Source organism: Microbacterium sp. NPDC089186 (assembly GCF_040685115.1).
Classification (GTDB): domain Bacteria; phylum Actinomycetota; class Actinomycetes; order Actinomycetales; family Microbacteriaceae; genus Microbacterium; species Microbacterium galbum.
Genome location: NZ_JBFBHJ010000001.1, coordinates 1,037,886 through 1,055,342, shown reverse-complemented (window position 1 = coordinate 1,055,342; position 17,457 = coordinate 1,037,886). Strand labels below are relative to the sequence as shown.

Genomic DNA, 17,457 nt, shown 5'->3' with positions numbered 1-17,457 from the left:
TCGACCGTATCAAGCGGTCCCGACGGTGTCAGCGCCGGCGTCGACTACTGCGCGAGCAGCGTCGGATCCAGCGCTTCCGCCGCGGCCTTCGCCGCGACCGGCAGCGCCTCGAGCACGCGCTCGAGGGCGACGTCGTCGTGGGCGGCGGTGAGGAACCACGCCTCGAACACGCTCGGGGGAAGCGAGACACCGGCATCCAGCATCGCGTGGAAGAACGGGGCGTAGCGGTAGGACTGCTGCGTGAGCGCGGTGGCGTAGTCGCGCGGCACCTCGGGCAGGAAGGCGACGCCGAACAACGAGCCCGCGCGCGGCACGGTGTGCACCACTCCCTCGGCGGTCAGGGCGGCGTCGAGCGCGTCGGCGATCCGCGCGGCCGCGGCGTCGACGGCCGCGTACACCTCGGGCGTCGCCAGACGCAGCGTCGCCAGGCCCGCGGCCACCGACAGCGGGTTCCCCGACAGGGTTCCGGCCTGGTACACCGGGCCGAGGGGGGCGAGGTGGTCCATGACCTCGGCGCGGCCGGCGAGGGCGGCCAGCGGCATCCCGCCGCCGATGACCTTGCCGTAGGTGAGGATGTCGGGCAGGTAGCGCTCGCCCTGCGAGGCCTGCAGACCCCAGAAGCCGGCGGGGTGCACGCGGAATCCGGTGAGCACCTCGTCCATGATCAGCAGGGCGCCGTGGCTGTGCGCGATGTCGGCGAGCGCGGCGTTGAAGCCGGGCAGCGGTGGCACGACCCCCATGTTCGCCGAGGCCGCCTCGACGATGATCGCGGCGATGTTCTCGCCGTGCACCTCGAACACTTCGCGCACCGCGTCGAGGTCGTTGTAGGGCAGCACGAGAGTCTGCGCGGCGATCGGCGCGGGGACACCTGCCGATCCGGGGAGCGCGAGGGTGGCGACACCCGAGCCCGCCGCGGCGAGGAGCCCGTCGGAGTGCCCGTGGTAGTGCCCGGCGAACTTGATCAGCAGGTCGCGTCCGGTGACTCCGCGGGCGAGGCGGATCGCCGTCATCGTCGCCTCGGTGCCGGTCGAGACCAGGCGCACCTTCTCGATCGGCTTCAGATCGCCGACCTGGACGCGCTGGGCGACGAGGTCGGCCAGCTCCACCTCGGCACCCGTGGGCGCGCCGAACGACAGACCCCGGGATGCCGCGGACTGCACCGCGCCGACCACCTCGGGATGCGCGTGGCCGAGGAGCGCCGGACCCCACGACGCGACGAGGTCGACGTACTCGCGACCCGCGGCATCCGTGATCCGCGGTCCCGACGCCGACTGCACGAACCGCGGCGTCCCGCCGACGGAGCCGTATGCGCGCACGGGCGAGTTGACGCCGCCGGGGATGACGTCCTTGGCGCGGGCGAACCACTGGTCGTTGAGATCGGTCATACGTCAATTCTCCCGGGTAGACACGCGTGAGTCGCCGAGAATCGTCGCTTCCGCGTATCGCGAAGCGACAATTCTCGGCACGTCACGCGATGAAGATCAGAGCTCTTCGCGGAGCCAGCGGGCGGCCTCGACCGCCCAATACGTCAGGATCGCGTCGGCGCCGGCGCGACGGATGCCGAGGAGGCTCTCGAGGATCGCGCCGCGGCGGTCGATCCAGCCGTGGGCGGCGGCGGCCTCGACCATCGCGTACTCGCCCGAGACCTGGTACGCCCACACCGGCACGTCGACCGACGCCTTCACGTCGGCGAGCACGTCGAGGTACGGCAGCGCGGGCTTGACCATCACGACGTCGGCACCCTCTTCGACGTCGAGCAGCGCCTCACGCACGCCCTCACGGCCGTTGCCGGGGTCGAGCTGGTACGAGCGACGGTCGCCCTTCAGCTGCGAGTCGACGGCCTCGCGGAACGGACCGTAGAACGCGCCGGCGTACTTTGCGGAGTACGCGAGGATCAGCGTGTCGGTGAAGCCCTCGGCATCCAGCGCTTCACGCACCGCGCCGACCTGGCCGTCCATCATCCCCGACAGTCCCAGCATCGCCGAGCCCGCGCGGGCCTGCGCCAGACCCATCGCCGTGTAGCGGTCGAGGGTCGCGTCGTTGTCGACCGCGCCGTCGGAGCGGAGCACGCCGCAGTGACCGTGGTCCGTGAACTCGTCGAGGCAGAGGTCGGTCTGCACGACCACCGCGTCGCCGACCTCGGCCACGACGGCCTCGGTCGCGCGGTTCAGGATGCCGTTCGGGTCGTCGGCCCCGGAACCCACGGCGTCGCGCACCTCGGGAACGCCGAAGAGCATCACTCCGCCGATGCGCTGCTCGGCGGCCTCGGCGACCGCGCGGCGGAGCGAGTCCATCGAGTGCTGCACGATCCCGGGCATCGACCCGATCGGACTCGGTTCGGTGATGCCCTCGCGCACGAACATCGGCAGCACGAGCTGTGACGGCACGAGATGCGTCTCGCGGGCGAGACGACGGACGGCGGGGGTGCGGCGCAGACGCCGCGGGCGGTGCTCGGGGAAGCTCATGACGTCGATTCGTCGGGGGTGAGGGGGAAGCGGGCGACCGCCTCGATGAGGGAGTCGACGGTCTGCCGCTCGGCCACGACGTCGACGCTGAGTCCGGCGCGCTTGGCGTCTTTGGCCGTGCGGGGTCCGATCGCCGCGATGACCGTGGATGCCGGGATCTCGGGGAACTGCTCGACCACCTGTTCCGCCACCGAACCACTGGTGACGAGGATGGCGTTGATGCGGCCCGACTGGACGTCGCCGGCGATCTTCTCGGTCACGGGAACGCCGACCGTGCGGTACGCCACGACGCTGCGCACGTCGTGCCCGGCCTCGATCAGCAGGCGCGTGAGGACCGGCTTGGCGATCTCGCTGCGCAGGGTCAGGACCTTGCGCGGCTCGGTCTCGATCTCGATCATCTGCTCGGCCATGCCCTGGGCCGAGTTGTCGCGCTCGGGCACGAGGTCGACGCGGTAGCCGACGGCCTGCATCGCCGCCGCGGTGGTCTCGCCGACCACGGCGACCTTCGTCTCGGCGGGGATGACGGCCTTGTAGGCGTAGAGGACGTCGACCGTGGTCGCGCTGGTGAGCGTGAGCCAGTCGAAGGCGCCCGCCGCGAGGTCGGCGAGCGCCTCGTCGAGGGTCGCCTGATCGTTGGTGGGCGCGAAGTTGATCAACGGCGCGATGACCGGAACGGCTCCGAGCTGGCGCAGGCTGGCGGCGACGCCGTCGCCCCACGGACCCCCGCGCGGCACGAGCACGCGACGACCGGACAGAGGTTTGGGCACGCCGCCCGTCGAGGGGTTCGGCGTGTTCCAGTGGCCTTCATTCATGTGGTCGACTCTCGTGGTACCAGGTCGGCCGCCCCACGTTCGAGCAACCGACGCGCGGCTTCTCGGCCCGCTCGCGCCGCTCGCGCGATCGGTCCCCCGTCGTCGGCAGCATCCGCTCCATTGCCACTGCCCGTTTCCCCACCATACCCCGGGGCGAGGCGCACGGTCCGGTCGATACCGATCCGTTGCGAGCCGTCGAGGGCGTAGACCACGGCGCGCAGCCGCAGGTCGCCCCCGGCCAGCGACGCGTGCGTGCCGACCGGCGCGCTGCACCCGGCGTCGAGGGCGTTCAACACCACGCGTTCCGCCGTGATCGCGACGCGGGTGTCCTCGTCGTCGAGCTCGGCGAGGGCGGCGTGCACCTCCGGGTCGATGTCGCTGCGGGTCTCGATCGCGAGCGAGCCCTGGCCGGGCGCGGTGGGCCATTCCGCGAGGCCGAGCGCCTCGGCCTGCAGCCCGCCCAGGTCGCCGCCGAGACGCGAGATGCCCGCCGCGGCGAGGATCACGGCATCCAGCTCTCCGTCGCGCACGCGCGCGAGGCGGGAGTCGACGTTGCCGCGGATGTCGTGGATGTCGAGCCGCGGGTTGTGCCGCAACGCCTGCGCGATGCGGCGGGGCGAGCCCGTTCCGACCCGCGATCCCGGCGCGAGCGAGCCGAGGGGGGTGCCGTCGCGCGTCACGACGACGTCGCGGGCGTCCTCCCGCGGCGGCGTCGCGGCGATGACGAGGCCCTCGGGCTGCACGGTCGGCAGGTCTTTCAGCGAGTGGACGAGGAAGTCGCAGCGGTCGGCGGCGAGCGCCTCGCGCAGCCCGTTCGCGAACACGCCGCGCCCGCCGAGCTGCGACAGCGAGGCGCGGTTGACGTCGCCCTCCGACACGATCGGCACGAGTTCGACCGCCCGACCGGATGCCGCGGCCACGGCGTCGGCGACCATCTGCGACTGCGCCATCGCGAGGGTGCTGCGACGCGTTCCGAGCCGCAGAGGCGCGCTCACTGGAGGATCTCGGGGATCTCGTCGAGCGTCACGAGACGACCGGTGTAGAACGGAACTTCCTCGCGCACGTGACGACGGGCCTCGGTGTAGCGGAGGTCGCGCATCATGTCGACGAGGTCGGTCAGCACGTCCGCCTCCATGGGCAGGAGCCACTCGTAGTCGCCGAGGGCGAAGGATGCCACGGTGTTGGCGATGACGCCCTTGTAGGCGCTGCCCTTCTTGCCGTGCTCGATGAGCATCTCGCGACGCTCCTCCTCGGGCAGCAGGTACCACTCGTAGCTGCGCACGAACGGGTACAGGCAGAGCCACTGCTGCGCCTCGATGCCGCGGAGGAATCCGGGGACGTGCGAGCGGTTGAACTCCGCGTCGCGGTGCACGCCCATCGCGTTCCAGGTGGGCAGCAGGTTCTTCAGCAGCTCGGTGCGACGAAGGCGCCGCAGGTCGCGCTGCAGCGCCTGCGGGTCTTCGCCGTGCAGCCAGACCATGAGGTCGGCGTCGGCGCGCAGACCGCTGACGTCGTAGAAGCCGCGGACGGTGACGCCGTCGGCCTCGATCAGCGAGACGAGGTCGGCGAGCTCGGTGGACTCGGCGGCGGTCACCGGATTCTCGGGGTCGCGGCGGAAGACCGCCCACAGCGTGTACACGGAGGAGGAGCTGTCGTGGGACATGGCTCCTAGTCTCGTCTCGCCCGGGCGGCGGGCCAAACCCGTTGACTCGCCGACGAAGCACCCCCGCCCGCCCGAGGCCGTTGGTATCGTTCGCTGACGGCGTCGGGGGACGCCCGTCGGAGGGGTGCCCGATGTGGCTCTACGACCTGCCCATGTCCGTGGGTCTGCCGTTGTTCATCGTGCTGGTGGTGGGCGGATCGTGCGTGATCCTGCTCATCCTGCGCAAATGGGTGTTCCGCGTCGCCCCGCAGGGCGAGGAATGGGACCGGGTCCTCAGCTACGCGGTCGGCGCCTACGGCGTCTTCTACGGCGTGACCCTCGCCCTCATCGCCGCGGCCGCCTACGGCAACTTCACCGAGGTCGACGGCGTCGTGCTGCAGGAGTCGTCGTCGCTGGCATCCCTCTACCGCACCGCGGCTCTGCTGCCCGATCCGCAGGGTGACGAACTGCAGAACCAGATCGTGCAGTACACCCGCAACGTGATCGACCTCGACTGGCCGATGCAGCGGCGACTGGAGATCCCCGCCGAGACGGATGCCAACATCTCGGCCATGCAGCAGGCGATCGGCCAGGTGCAGCCGACGACGGCGGCCGAGACCCTGTACGTGCAGCAGTCGCTGGATCAGTTCCAGCTGCTCGTGGAGAACCGCCGCGACCGCATCGCCCTGACCCACCTGGCCCTGCCGAGCGTCCTGTGGATCGTGCTAAGCGTGGGCGCCGTGCTGAACGCCATCCTCATCGCCCTCATCGAGGTGCGCAACCTCCGCGTGCACCTGCTGATGTCGAGCCTGCTGGCCCTCTTCGTGGCGCTGCTGCTGTACGCCATCGCCGGCTTCGACCACGCCTACGCGGGTCCGATCGCGGTGACGCCGGAGTACTTCGAAGACCTGCTGAGCGGCCTGTTCCTGAACGAGCCGTGAGCCTGTCCCCGGCGAAGCCCGGGCCCGTCGGAGGACCCTCAGCCCGTCAGCCCGCGACAGGACCCTGAGCCCGTCGAAGGGTCCGGACCCGCCCGGCCACCGGTGGTTTCGACGGGCTCGGCCAGCTCCGTCCGGTACACGCCGAAGCGGCCCGACCCCGGCGAGGGACGGGCCGCTTCGGTGACGTTCAGCGCGTGTAGGCGCGCACGATGCCCCACACGGCGAAGCCGACGAGGGCGGCGACGCCTGCCACGGCCGCGGCGGCGGCACCGGGGTTGCGCTGAGCCTTCTCGCGGACGTCGTGGATCGTGCGGTCGACGGCGTCGCTCGCACGGCGCGGCACGTTGGCCTTGACCTCGATGGCGGCGAGCGCCGCCTTGAGCTCGGCGCGTGCCGATTCCACCGGGTCGGTGATGCCCAGCGGCACCGCGGTGCGGGGCACGGGGACGGGACGCTCAATACTCATCGCGGTCCTCCTTGACGATGCGGACGTCTTCGGCGATGGCCTCGCCCGGGTTCTCGCGGTTCGAGAGCTTCTTGAACCGCAGGTAGCCGAGCAGCGCCAGGATCGCCGTGATCACGACCATCACGCCGAAGACGACGAGGGCCGACAGCCACACCGGCCACCACGACGACAGCCCGGCGATGACGAAGGCGAAGAACACCGGAATCGCCCAGAACAGCACGATGAGGGCGCCGACGAACCAGCCGGCGCCGATACCGGCATCCTTCGCCGTCCGCTGCGCCCACGCCTTCGCCCCGTTGATCTCGGCGACGACGAGGTTGCGCACCAGCTCGGGGATGTCGCCGAGCAGCTCGAACAGGCTGTCGTCGGAACGGTCGCGGAATCCGCGCGGGGTGGTCATGCGGTCAGCTCCCGGACGAGGTGGAGCCGCTCTTGGCCGCGCGAGCGCGCGTGGTCGCCGACTTCTCCGCCTGCTCGGCGTCGTCGACGGCGTCCTCGACGACATCGGCCACCTCGCTCGCGGAGCGCTTGGCGGCACGGCCCGCGCGCTCGGCGCGCTCCTGCACCGTGCCCGAACCGGACGCTGCGCTGGTGACGGACTTGGCGCCCTTCCACACCACACCGGGGACGGACTTGAGGGCGGAGACGCCGAGCGCCTTCACCTTCTCGACCTGTCCCTGAACGACGGGCTGGCTCCAGACCTTGTCGGCCTGCTCCTTGATCTGCTCGTACCGCTGGCGGCCGGCGCGTGCTCCGAGCACGTAGCCCGCCACGAGTCCGACGACGAGTGCTGCTTTGCCCCTCATGGGGTCTCCTCACGCTCGATCGAGTGCTGGTCGAGTCTCACAGTAGTCATGTATGCCGCGTCCGGCATCCGGCCTTGACAGGCGGCGCGGCATGGCCGACGGTGACGCGGGTCAGCTGCGCCAGAGCGCGACGCTGCGGACGCGATCGGCCTCGTCGCGCGCGTCGGGGATGACCTGCGCGAGTCCCGTCCCCGAGAGCCACGCGCCCGTCGCACCGAGCCCGGGGACGGCGCGGACCGCGCCGCGCGCCGCCTGCGTGACGGCGGCCCGGCCGATCGTGGCGGCCGGCTGCGATTGCACGTAGCGCACGCGGTGCGCGGCCCGGAGGCTGGATGCCGGCAGCTCGACGCCGAGCATCGCGGCGGCTTCCGAGAGCGCGAGGTGCGCCGCGCCGTCGTCGTCGAGGGCAGCGGTGGCGGGCTCCTCCCCCTGCGCGCCGAACGAGACGCGCACGACGTGGATACCGGGGTCGGCGGCATCCCGGACCCAGTCCCATTTGGCGCTCGAGTGGGTGAGGGCCTTGGCCACGTGACTGCCGGGCACGGTGAGCACGCCGGTCCCCCGCGGCGCGCTGTCGAGGACGGGGGCGTCGAGCACGAGGGTCACGACCTCGACCACGGGGGCGATCGGATCGCCCTCCTCGAGCCCCGGCACGACGGGCGCGAGCAGCTGTCGGGCCGACCCCTCGGGCAGCGCGACGATCACGGCCTGCGCGCGCAGCGGCTCGTCGTCGACCGACGTCGACACCGCCCAGCCGTCATCGACCTGCCTGAGCCCTCCGGCTCGCACGCCGGTGCGCACCTCGACGTCGGCGTCGCGCAGGCCCGCCGCGAGCGCGTCGACCAGGCGCGACATCCCCCCGACGATCCCCTGCACGGCTCCCCCCGGCGCCGGGGCCTTGGCGGCGCCGGCGGTGACCGGGACGTCGGATGCCGGGGCATCGGCCGGACGGGACGGAGGGCGGCGGGCGCGCAACTCGGCGACGGCGCCCGTGAGCGAGCCGGTGCGGGTGAGGGCGGCGTTGAGCCCGGGGGCGGCGAGGTCGACGTCGATGTCGTCGGGTCGCGCGGAGTACACCCCGCTCGTGACGGGGGCGACGAGGCGGTCGAGCACCCGCGCGCCCAGGCGCGAGCGCACGAGCTTTCCGAGGCTGAGGGCATGGCCGATCGTGAGGGGAGGCCGCACGCGATCGACGTAGGCCCGCCAGGCGCCCGACCAACCGATCACGCGCCGCACATCGGGGGCGAAGGGGTTGTCGGGGATGCCGAGCACGCCGCCCTTCGGCAGGGGCGCGGCGCCCACGCCGGGGACGCCCGCCACCCAGGCTCCCGCCGGATTCGGCGAGACCACGTCGGCGCCGAGGCCCAGTTCGTCGAGCAGGTCGCGGACCACGCCCCCGCGGGTGGCGAAGCTCTCGGCTCCCACGTCGAGCGTCATCCCGCCCACCTCGGCGGAGCGCACCACGCCGCCGAGCGCGTCGGAGGCCTCGAGAACCGTGACCCGCAGGCCCACCTTCGCGCACTCGCGCGCGGCGACCAGGCCGGAGACGCCTCCGCCGATCACGATCACGCGCGTCTCGTGCGCGTGCTGCACGAGACGATCGAGGGGCTCGCTCACGCCCGCTCCCCGTCGGCCGGGGCCCCCTGCGCGGGAGCGGCGTCGACCGAGGCTCGGTGCGCGTGGGCGACGATGCGCGTCAGCACGTCGGGGTCGGTGTCGGGCGGCACGCCGTGGCCGAGGTTGAGGATGTGCGCGCGCGCCGCGCGTCCGCGGGCGAGCACGTCGTCGACGTGCGCCGCGAGGACGGGCCAGGGCGCTCCGAGAAGGGCCGGGTCGATGTTGCCCTGCAGGGTCACGTCGGGGCCGACGAGCGCGGCGGCCTCGTCGAGCGGCATCCGCCAATCGACACCCACCGCGTCGGCGAGCCCGCCCAGACGCATGTCGTCGAGGAACGCCCCGGTTCCGACGCCGAAGTGGATGCGGGGGACCTCGATGCCCTGAAGGGCCTCGGTGGAGTGCGGGGCGATGAACTCCCGGAACGTCGCCGGTGACAGCGAGCCCGCCCACGAGTCGAACAGCTGCACGGCCTGCGCCCCGCCCTCGATCTGCGCGTCGAGGAAGGCGCGCGACACCTTCGCGAGCCAGCCGGCCAGACGGTGCCACGAGGCGGGGTCGGCGTGCATCATGCCGCGGGCGCGCAGGTGCTCCTTCGACGGTCCCCCCTCGACGAGGTAGGCGGCGAGCGTGAACGGCGCCCCGGCGAAGCCGATGAGGGGCACGCTGTCGCTGAGCTCGGCCGTCACGCGCCGGGCGGCCTCGCGCACGGGCTCCGCCGCCGCGGCCACGTCGGCCGGATCGATCGCCGTCACCCGCGCGACGTCGTCGGCGGTGCGCACGGGGTCGGCGAACACCGGCCCGCGGCCGGGCTCGATCACGACGTCGACGCCGGCCAGGCGCAGGGGCACCACGATGTCGCTGAAGAAGATGGCGGCATCCACGTCATGCCGACGGATCGGCTGCAGCGTGATCTCGGCCGCGAGATCGGGCGTCAGGCACGCGTCGAGCATGCGCGTACCGACGCGCAGCTCCCGGTACTCCGGCAGCGAGCGCCCCGCCTGACGCATGAACCACACCGGCTGCCGCTCGGGACGGTCGCCTCGGAGGGCGCGGAGGAGCGGAGCGTCGGGGGATGCGGATGCCATGGCATCCATCCTCCCATTCCGCCCCTGTGCGCGAGGGGGATGCCTTGACGTCGAGAGGCCGCTCGGAATACCCCGAGGCGCCCGGGCGTAGAATATGAGCGTGTTGCTGTGCGTCAGCGCGAGTCACAAGACCGCGTCCTTCGAGCTCCTCGAGCGCCTCAGCGTACCCCGCACCCCGGTCGCCCCCCTGATCGCCGAGCACGCCGAGCTCGTGCAGGGCGCGGTCGTCGTCGCCACGTGCAACCGCTTCGAGGCCTACGTCGACATGGACGAGCCCGTCACCGCGGCCGTCGCCCTCGGCGTCGACGCCACCTTGAGCGCCATCGAGGCGGCCACCGGCGTCCCCGCCAGCGAGCTCGAGGGCTCCTACACCGTGCTCGGCGGCGACGACGTCGCGGAGCACCTCTTCTCGGTCGCCTCCGGCCTCGAGTCCGTCGTCGTCGGCGAAGGCGAGATCGCCGGCCAGGTGCGTCGCGCGCTCACCGAGTCGCGGCAGCTGGGCACGACCTCGGCCGAGCTCGAGCGGCTGTTCCAGCGCGCGTCCGAGGCGCAGCGCGGCGTGAAGAACTCCACCGCCATCGGCCGCGCCGGTCGCTCCCTCGTGCGCCTGGGCCTCGAGCTCGCCGACAGCCGCATCGCCGACTGGTCGACGCAGCGCGTGCTGCTGGTCGGCACCGGCGCTTACGCCGCCGCCACGGTCGCCGCCCTGCGCGACCAGGGCGCCGAAGACATCTCGGTGCACTCGCCCTCGGGTCGCGCCGCGAAGTTCGCCGCCAAGCACGGTCTGCGCGCCGTCTCGGCCGAGACGTTCCCCTCCGCCGTCGCGCACGCCGACCTCGTCATCACGTGCACGACCAGCGAGCACCACGTCGTCAGCGCCGCGACCTTCGCCGCTGGCCGCACCGGCGCCGAGACCACCGCGGCCGCCGGGTGCCCGGTCGACCACGCGGGCCGCCGTCTCGTCATCGACCTCGGCCTCCCGCGCAACGTCGACCCCGACGTCGCAACCGTGCCGGGCGTCGACCTGCTCGACCTCGAGACCATCCGCCTGCACGCCCCGCTCGAGGAGCTGCAGGCGACCGACGCCGCGCGCGACCTCGTGCGCGACGCCGCCCGCCGCTTCGCCTCCGTCGGTGAGCGCAAGAACATCACCCCCGCGGTCGTCGCGCTGCGCGCGCACGTCTTCGGCGTGCTCGACGCCGAGGTCGCCCGCGTGCGCGCCCGCGGCGACGAGGGCGGCCAGACCGAGCAGGCCCTGCGGCACCTCGTGGGCGTGCTGCTGCACACCCCCACCACGCGTGCGCACGAGCTGGCCGAGACGGGCCGGGCCGACGAGTACATCGACGCCCTCTCGGCGCTCTTCGGCATCGAGGTTGAGGGCTCCCCGGAGTCCGCCGCCCCGCGTCGCGACATCGCCGACGCGGGCTGAGACCCCCTTCTCGCCTGCTGTCCTCGGGCAGGATGGATGCCGTGAGCACACCGGCATCCGAGGTCTACGTCGTCGCGGGCGAGGACCGCGCCCGCAACGGACTGCGGTGGGCGGCGACAGTGGTGCTCGGTCTGCTCGACGTGGGCGGGGGCGCGCCGGCGGTGAGCGAGGTCGTCATCCGGCGGGTGGACGGATCGCTCGTGAAGCGCCTCCCTCCCGGCGACGTCGATGACTTCCGCTCGCAGCTGAACGAGATCACGCTCGACCTCACCTCGATGGATGCCGTGCCCTTCGCGCGGAAGTGGATCGCCGCTCCGGAGTGAGGCGGGTCGTGCCGCGCCCGGCGGAACCGAGGATGGGGGCGTCCGCACCGCCGGCGCCGGTCGGTCGCGGGAGAATGGGCGTATGAGCCTGCGCATCACCGATGATCCCGCCGCCGACGAGCTGCTCTCGGCCAACCCCCTCGCGCTGCTGATCGGCATGCTGCTCGACCAGCAGGTGGCGATGGAGACGGCTTTCGCGGGACCGTTGAAGATCCGGGAGCGAACCGGGTCGATGGATGCCGCGAACATCGCACACGAAGACCCCGAGGCCTTCGCGGCGGCGTTCTCGCAGTCGCCGGCCGTGCATCGCTACCCGGGTTCGATGGCGAAGCGTGTGCAGGCCCTCTGCGCCGCGGTCGAACAGGAGTGGGACGGCGACGCCGCGAACATCTGGACCCGTGACGACCCCGACGGCGCGACGGTTCTGAAGCGACTGAAGGCCCTGCCCGGGTTCGGCGAGCAGAAGGCGAAGATCTTCCTCGCCCTGCTCGGCAAGCAGCGCGGCTTCGACGGCGCGGGATGGCGCAACGCCTCCGCGCCCTACGGCGAGGACGGATCGTTCCGCTCGGTCGCCGACATCGTCAGCCCCGAGTCGCTGACGAAGGTGCGCGAGCACAAGCGCGCCGCGAAGGCGGCGGCGAAAGAGGCGAAGAAGGACTAGCCGCCGGGCAGCGTCGTCCCCTCGCGCCCGGGCCACCGGGGCCGGCGGGCGGGCGTCGACGCCGGGGCGTGGAGTGGGCGGCGAGGCACACGGCAGGCGAGAGCCGCGGACGACGGAAGGCGGGCGCCGTCCTCACGGCGAGGGGCCGACGGCGCGGCGCTCGGGTCGAGGCACGAGCTGCGCGGCGTTCTCCACCGGCTCTCACCGCAGGGCGCGCAATGCCAGGGCGACCGCCTTCACCTCCCGGATGCGACGCTCGTAGGTCGCGGCGACCACGATGAGCAGCGCACCCGCGATGCCCAGCCACAGCCACCACAGCCCCGAAGCGCTCTCGTACAGCGCGGTGATCCAGGGCCACAGCTGCGCGACGGCGTGCACGATCAGCACCACGCCACCGAGCACCACCGGAGCCTGGAGGCGCCGGCGCACACCCCAGAGCAGGGCGACGAGGGCTGCCGCGCCGAGGCCGATGACGCGCCACAGCGCCGAGTCGCCGGAGAAGTCGAACAGCAGCGAGGGGACCAAGAGCACGCCGAGACCCGCACCGAGCGCGGGCCAGCTGCCGAGCTCGGGCGTCGAGCGCAGCGATCGGATGCCGTGTACGAGCAACGCCGCCGCGAGCGGAAGCGTCGCGGTCTCCACCGGATCGGCGGCACCGACGGCGACCGCCACGATCGCGAGGGCCAGGCCGAGTCCGAGAGCCGTCCACCGCACGAGGGCGGCACGCGGACCGCGCCACAGCACGCCGACGGCGAAGACGACCGCGAGCGTGACGACCACCCGCACGACGTCCTGACCGGGAACGGCGATCAGACGCACCGCCGACAGACCCGTCGCCAGAGCGAGCGCGGAGACGGCGAGAGCGGGCGGCATCCACACGGGAACGCCCGTGCGTCGGCGCGCGAGCAGGACGGCCGCGCCCATCAGGACGACAACGAGCACGACGAGCCAGAGGTCGAACGACGCGGCGCGGACGTCATGCACGGCGCGCAGCGCCGTCGCGATGGCGAGGGCCGCGCCGGAGATCGCCACGGACGGCACGAGAAGCACCGTCCGTGGGCCGGACAGCAGTCGCGGCGCGGTTCCCAGCACGATCGCGGCGACCAGGGCGACGCCGATCGCGCGAGCGGGGGAGTCGCCGGCGAGGACCGCTGAGGGGAGCAGCCCCACAGCGAGGCCGACCGCCGCCGTGACGACGAAGGGCAGGGGCATCGGCAGCGACTCCGGTCGCGGGCGGGACCACCGCGTCAGCGCCGCCGCCAGGGCGACGAGCGCGAGGGGAATGGTCGCCCACTCGATCGGGCGCACGCCCCCGGCCGTCGCGGCGGCCGCCACGAGCGCCGCACCGCCGAGCGCCGCACCGCCGACCGACATCTCGGCGACGGTCGGATCGCCCGCGCCGAGGTGCCGGCGCAGCAGCACGACGCCCGCGGCGCCGAGCACCGCGATGGCCGTCACGACGCGGAGGACCGGACCGACCGCGGCCGCGACGAGCACCGCCTCGCCGAGGGCGAGGACAGCCACGGCGGCGATCGCGACACCGCGCGAGGCCGGAGCGGCCCACGTCGTCGCCCGACGCGAGAGGCCGACCGCCGCGACCGCGAACGCCAGCGCGGCGGTGACGAGCGCGGCATCCGGTGCCGCGGATCCTGCCGCGCCGAGGTCGACCGCGCGGGTGACGCGCACCGCGACGCACAGCACCAGCGTCAACGCCCCCGCGGCGGCGACGCCGACGGGCAGCACGTCGGGCGTGCGCGCGGGGCGGACCCAGGCGCCCGCGAGGAGGGCGACGAGGGCGAGCCCCCCGGCGACGACCGCCCGGACGAGATCGTCGGGGTCGGCCAGTGCGGTGGGGAGGAGGGCGACCCCCGTGCCCGCCGCCGCGATCACCGCGGGCGTCACGGCCGAGCGCTCCGGACGGCGTCGACGTGCGCGCTCGGTACCGGCCGCGAGGGAGAGCAGCGCGACACCGACCGGGAGGGTGAAGAACTCGACGGTGTCGGTGCCCTGCCACAGGAGGCGGGACCACAGGGCGGCAGCCCCGACGGCGAGCGCGAGCCAGACGAGGTGACGCCGCGCTCCGCTCGAGGAGAAGAGCCCCTCGGAATCGGTGGCCCACAGCAGCACCGCGACGGCGGCGAGGAGGAGCGGCACCCACCGCAGGCCCTCCGACGGGGCGGCGGCGACCGCCAGCACGAGGACCACCGCCGTACCCGCATCGGTCAGCGCCCGCACGGCGGGTTCCGATCGGAGGGCGCGCAGAGCGACCCCCGCCACGACCACCCCGAGGGCGGCGGCGGCGATCGTTCTCGCGGACGCGGTCGCGCCGGCGAGGCGAAGCACCGTGTCGGTGGTGGCGGCGGCGAACAACGGTGCCGTCAGCGCGGCCGCGGGTCGCACGATCCGCCACGTGGCCAGGCTCGGCGCCCCCGCGAGGGCGATCGTGGCGACGACGGCGGCGAGGCCCGCCCCTGCGATCCAGGCGTCGGCGGCGGGCGGCGCCGTGAGCAGCGCCACCCCGATCGAGAGCCCCGCGCCGATGGTCGCCGTGAGCGCACCGGCCGCACGCTGGGTCACGTCGAGTCGCACCCGTCGGGCGAGCGGCGACACCAGGAACAGGAGGCAGCCGGCGGCCACGACACCGGCGGACGCCGCGGGGGCTCCCCCCGCGAGCGATACCTCGATGCCCGCGCGCAGAGCGGAGGGGAGGAGCAACGCGCTGGCCGAGACGAAGGCGACGACTCCGGCGGTGGAGGCCACCCGGACCGAGCGGTGGACACCGGCCGCCATGGCGATGACGCCCGTCACGACGACCGTGCTGACACCCCACGCCAGCGGTGAGGCGAACGACAGGACCCACCCGCCGAGCAGCGCGGTCGTCCCCGCGATGACGGCGAGCACGACGCCGCCGGCGACCACGGGGGCTGCCGAGGGGACCGCCGATTCGAGCGGCGTCGCCCCGGGATCCGCCGGAACCATCGGCTCCGCTCCTGGCGTCGGCGCAGCGGGAGCGGGGGCGATCGGAACGGGCCCGGGCGCGATGGCTGCCGTAGCGTCCGGATGACCGACCGCGCGCGGCGCGTCGGCGCGCGGCGGAGGAACCGCCGCCGTCCCGCCGGGGACGGGCGAGGACGCGGCCCCGACCGGGGTGGTCCCCTCGCGGGTCAGCACGCCGCGACGGCGGAGCAGCACCACGACCGCGACCAGCGTGAGGGCGAGGTACCACGCGACGACGAGCAGCAGGACCCGCAGCTGGGGTCCGGCGAGGAGCGCGATCGCGGCACCGGCCGCGAGGGCGGCGAGACGCCGGCTGCCCCACGCACCCGTGAGGCGCCAGGCGATCGCGGCGAGAGCCACGACGGCCGCGAGGGCGATCACGGCGGCGGTGGCCTCGGCATCCGGGTGGCGGACGTCGAAGGCGGACCGCCCGAAGACCGGGACGACGCCGCTGAGCTGGACGAACACCGCGCCCGTGGCGGCGCCGACCGGCGCGAGGGAGGCCAGCCCGGCGACCGCGAGGGCGGTGATCGCGCCGGCGGCGAACGTCGTGCGCGCAAGGCCGGGCGCCGCCCGACGCCCCGCGACGTCGAGGGTGAGCGCCACTACCGCGGCGACCACGACGGGCACCGTCACGGTGAGCGTCGCATCGGCCGCCCGCACCACGGCGACCGCCACCCCGGCGCCCAGGGAGAGCACTGCGGCGATCGCGGCGACCGGTGCGAGTCGCGACTCGCCCCGGCGGGTCATCGTCCACGCGTGGGCCGCGAGGGCCAGGGCGAGCACCGCGGACGGCAGGACCGGCGCCCACGTGGACTCCGGGTCGAGGAACAGGGCGGCCGCGAGCGCCACGATCGCCGCCAGGCCGGCGACGGCACGCACCGCGGCGATCTCCGGCCGCAGCGGAGCACGCGGCGGGCGGCCGAGCAACGGAGCCAGGGGGGCCGCGATCGCCAGCACCACCACGACGAGGCCCGAGACGTACCAGGCGAGCAGCGTGTCGGATCCGACCACCCCCGCGGCCAGGATGGCGGGGCCGACGGCCAGGGCGACCACCGCCGTCGACAGCGGCGCGCGCAACCGGGACAGCCGCGACCAGCCGACGAAGGCGGCCCCCGCGGCGGTGGTCGCCGCACCCCAGTACACGGCCGCATCGAGGGATGCCGCTCCCCCCAGGTCGTTGGCGCGCACGGCCCAGACATCCAGCGCCACCAGGGCGATGCCGAGCAGCGAGATGCCCTCGGCCGTGGCCTCGAGCCGGCGCCGGCGGAGGAGCGAGGCCGTGGCGATCACGGCCGCGGTGACGAGGCCGATGATGACCGAGCGCAGGACGAGTCCGCCGCTGATCCACGCGACCGTGAGGAAGAACACCGCTGCCACTGCCAGCAGCACCACGCCGGTCGAGAGCAGGAAGACCTGCACGCTAGAACGCCGCGGTTTCGCCGGGTCGGCCGTGGTCGAGCCGACGGCAGGGGGTTCGTCGCCGGGCGGCACGTGCACATCGGCGGAGGCCGCGGCGGCCGGGGTCGCGGCGGTGCGGGGGACGCCCGAGGCCGCGGGCACCGGCAGGCGTGGGGACGGCGGTGCCGCGATGTCGGTCGCCGAACCGGGCGGGGGGAACACCGCTGCGGCGGGGGCTTCCGCCGGGGCCGCAGCGGGCACCAGCGCGGGCGCGGGCGCGGGACGCACGGGATGCCGTTCGGCCTCGGTCGCGCGGACCGGGCTCGATGCGGCGCCCTCGCTCGCCCGGTGGATGAGGAGGAGGGCCTCGGCGCGTTCGTCGACGAGGGCGACGATGCGCTGCGACAGGTCGAGCACACGGGCCGTGCGTGCGTCGGTGAGGTCGAGACCGCACGCGGGACAGGGCGAGACCGTGATCGCGGTGAAGCACGAGGGGCACCGCCCGGTGTCGACGAACGCCCCCGGCTGCGGGGGCCAGGAGATTCCCGAGCGTGCGCCCGTGTGTTCGACTTCCATCGTGCCCCCTCGGCGTCGGTCGTCGCCCCAGGCTAGCGAAGACCCCGCCGCCCCCTCGGCCACCGTCCACGGCGGGGGGCGCACGGCTCCTCCCCCGTTCCGCACCGCGGACGCCGTCCCACCCCGCCCGAGACCCCGTCGCGCACGCCGGCCCGGCTGGGCGATCCGTGCTCCGGGTACGCCGACGCCGTCACCCGCGGCACCCCGCACGCCCGGAACGCCGAAGACCGGATGCC

The 17,457-nt window shown here is 73.9% G+C and carries 15 protein-coding genes; 4 read left to right on the top strand and 11 right to left on the bottom strand.

The window, feature by feature from the left end:
- Positions 1-44 precede the first annotated feature (44 nt).
- The 5 genes from hemL to hemQ all read right to left on the bottom strand — a co-directional run bounded on the left by hemL (position 45) and on the right by hemQ (position 4,940).
- On the bottom strand, positions 45-1,385 hold the full coding sequence (gene hemL, locus AB0N82_RS05000; RefSeq protein ID WP_315994324.1) for a glutamate-1-semialdehyde 2,1-aminomutase: 1,341 nt from the start codon (positions 1,383-1,385) through the stop codon (positions 45-47).
- Between the two features lie 96 nt (positions 1,386-1,481).
- Positions 1,482-2,465 (bottom strand): porphobilinogen synthase, encoded by a 984-nt coding sequence (hemB, locus tag AB0N82_RS04995; RefSeq protein WP_315994323.1) that lies wholly within the window; start codon positions 2,463-2,465, stop codon positions 1,482-1,484.
- Positions 2,462-3,277 carry a uroporphyrinogen-III synthase gene (locus AB0N82_RS04990; protein ID WP_315994322.1) on the bottom strand — a complete coding sequence of 272 codons (816 nt, stop codon included), beginning with the start codon at positions 3,275-3,277 and terminating at the stop codon, positions 2,462-2,464. The genes hemB and AB0N82_RS04990 overlap by 4 nt, the downstream gene beginning before the upstream one ends.
- The gene (gene hemC / locus AB0N82_RS04985) at positions 3,274-4,272 is read right to left on the bottom strand and encodes a hydroxymethylbilane synthase (RefSeq protein WP_315994321.1); all 999 of its coding nucleotides are present in this window, start codon (positions 4,270-4,272) and stop codon (positions 3,274-3,276) included. Before hemC ends, AB0N82_RS04990 begins: the two co-directional genes overlap by 4 nt.
- On the bottom strand, positions 4,269-4,940 hold the full coding sequence (gene hemQ / locus AB0N82_RS04980) for a hydrogen peroxide-dependent heme synthase (protein WP_363388822.1): 672 nt from the start codon (positions 4,938-4,940) through the stop codon (positions 4,269-4,271). Before hemQ ends, hemC begins: the two co-directional genes overlap by 4 nt.
- A 131-nt stretch (positions 4,941-5,071) precedes the next feature.
- On the opposite strand from hemQ, the gene AB0N82_RS04975 reads away from it, so the two are divergent.
- Positions 5,072-5,860: a DUF4239 domain-containing protein gene (locus tag AB0N82_RS04975; RefSeq protein ID WP_315994319.1), complete on the top strand. Its 789-nt coding sequence runs from the start codon at positions 5,072-5,074 to the stop codon at positions 5,858-5,860.
- Between the two features lie 187 nt (positions 5,861-6,047).
- On the opposite strand, the gene AB0N82_RS04970 is transcribed toward AB0N82_RS04975, so the two are convergent.
- From AB0N82_RS04970 to hemE, 5 genes are all read right to left on the bottom strand, one after another.
- Positions 6,048-6,326, bottom strand: a complete 279-nt coding sequence (locus tag AB0N82_RS04970) for a hypothetical protein (RefSeq protein WP_315994318.1) — start codon at positions 6,324-6,326, stop codon at positions 6,048-6,050.
- Positions 6,316-6,726 (bottom strand): phage holin family protein, encoded by a 411-nt coding sequence (locus AB0N82_RS04965; RefSeq protein ID WP_363388818.1) that lies wholly within the window; start codon positions 6,724-6,726, stop codon positions 6,316-6,318. Before AB0N82_RS04965 ends, AB0N82_RS04970 begins: the two co-directional genes overlap by 11 nt.
- 4 nt (positions 6,727-6,730) lie before the next feature.
- On the bottom strand, positions 6,731-7,132 hold the full coding sequence (locus AB0N82_RS04960; RefSeq protein ID WP_315994316.1) for a hypothetical protein: 402 nt from the start codon (positions 7,130-7,132) through the stop codon (positions 6,731-6,733).
- Between the two features lie 111 nt (positions 7,133-7,243).
- Complete coding sequence (gene hemG / locus AB0N82_RS04955) at positions 7,244-8,749, bottom strand: protoporphyrinogen oxidase (RefSeq protein WP_363388815.1); 1,506 nt, start codon at positions 8,747-8,749, stop codon at positions 7,244-7,246.
- Positions 8,746-9,834 (bottom strand): uroporphyrinogen decarboxylase, encoded by a 1,089-nt coding sequence (hemE, locus tag AB0N82_RS04950; protein ID WP_315994314.1) that lies wholly within the window; start codon positions 9,832-9,834, stop codon positions 8,746-8,748. Before hemE ends, hemG begins: the two co-directional genes overlap by 4 nt.
- A gap of 100 nt (positions 9,835-9,934) precedes the next feature.
- Here hemE and AB0N82_RS04945 point away from each other — a divergent pair, with 100 nt between their 5' ends.
- The 3 genes from AB0N82_RS04945 to AB0N82_RS04935 all read left to right on the top strand — a co-directional run bounded on the left by AB0N82_RS04945 (position 9,935) and on the right by AB0N82_RS04935 (position 12,247).
- Positions 9,935-11,263, top strand: coding sequence for a glutamyl-tRNA reductase (locus tag AB0N82_RS04945; RefSeq protein ID WP_315994313.1), 1,329 nt, complete (start codon positions 9,935-9,937; stop codon positions 11,261-11,263).
- 41 nt (positions 11,264-11,304) lie between these two features.
- Positions 11,305-11,586 (top strand): hypothetical protein, encoded by a 282-nt coding sequence (locus tag AB0N82_RS04940; RefSeq protein WP_315994312.1) that lies wholly within the window; start codon positions 11,305-11,307, stop codon positions 11,584-11,586.
- Between the two features lie 82 nt (positions 11,587-11,668).
- Positions 11,669-12,247 carry an HhH-GPD-type base excision DNA repair protein gene (locus AB0N82_RS04935; RefSeq protein WP_363388810.1) on the top strand — a complete coding sequence of 193 codons (579 nt, stop codon included), beginning with the start codon at positions 11,669-11,671 and terminating at the stop codon, positions 12,245-12,247.
- Between the two features lie 201 nt (positions 12,248-12,448).
- On the opposite strand, the gene AB0N82_RS04930 is transcribed toward AB0N82_RS04935, so the two are convergent.
- A complete protein-coding gene (locus AB0N82_RS04930; protein ID WP_363388807.1) occupies positions 12,449-17,221 on the bottom strand; it encodes a hypothetical protein in 4,773 nt (1,590 codons plus the stop codon).
- Between the last annotated feature and the right edge of the window lie 236 nt (positions 17,222-17,457).

Bases quoted from the DNA above. Each gene is read 5' to 3' on its own strand.
- AB0N82_RS04930 (WP_363388807.1), bottom strand. From the start codon at position 17,221: ATGGAAGTCGAACACACGGGCGCACGCTCGGGAATCTCCTGGCCCCCG.
- hemB (WP_315994323.1), bottom strand. From the start codon at position 2,465: ATGAGCTTCCCCGAGCACCGCCCGCGGCGTCTGCGCCGCACCCCCGCC.
- AB0N82_RS04965 (WP_363388818.1), bottom strand. From the start codon at position 6,726: ATGACCACCCCGCGCGGATTCCGCGACCGTTCCGACGACAGCCTGTTC.
- AB0N82_RS04960 (WP_315994316.1), bottom strand. From the start codon at position 7,132: ATGAGGGGCAAAGCAGCACTCGTCGTCGGACTCGTGGCGGGCTACGTG.
- hemL (WP_315994324.1), bottom strand. From the start codon at position 1,385: ATGACCGATCTCAACGACCAGTGGTTCGCCCGCGCCAAGGACGTCATC.
- AB0N82_RS04935 (WP_363388810.1), top strand. From the start codon at position 11,669: ATGAGCCTGCGCATCACCGATGATCCCGCCGCCGACGAGCTGCTCTCG.
- hemE (WP_315994314.1), bottom strand. From the start codon at position 9,834: ATGGCATCCGCATCCCCCGACGCTCCGCTCCTCCGCGCCCTCCGAGGC.
- AB0N82_RS04990 (WP_315994322.1), bottom strand. From the start codon at position 3,277: ATGAATGAAGGCCACTGGAACACGCCGAACCCCTCGACGGGCGGCGTG.
- AB0N82_RS04970 (WP_315994318.1), bottom strand. From the start codon at position 6,326: ATGAGTATTGAGCGTCCCGTCCCCGTGCCCCGCACCGCGGTGCCGCTG.
- AB0N82_RS04975 (WP_315994319.1), top strand. From the start codon at position 5,072: ATGTGGCTCTACGACCTGCCCATGTCCGTGGGTCTGCCGTTGTTCATC.
- hemQ (WP_363388822.1), bottom strand. From the start codon at position 4,940: ATGTCCCACGACAGCTCCTCCTCCGTGTACACGCTGTGGGCGGTCTTC.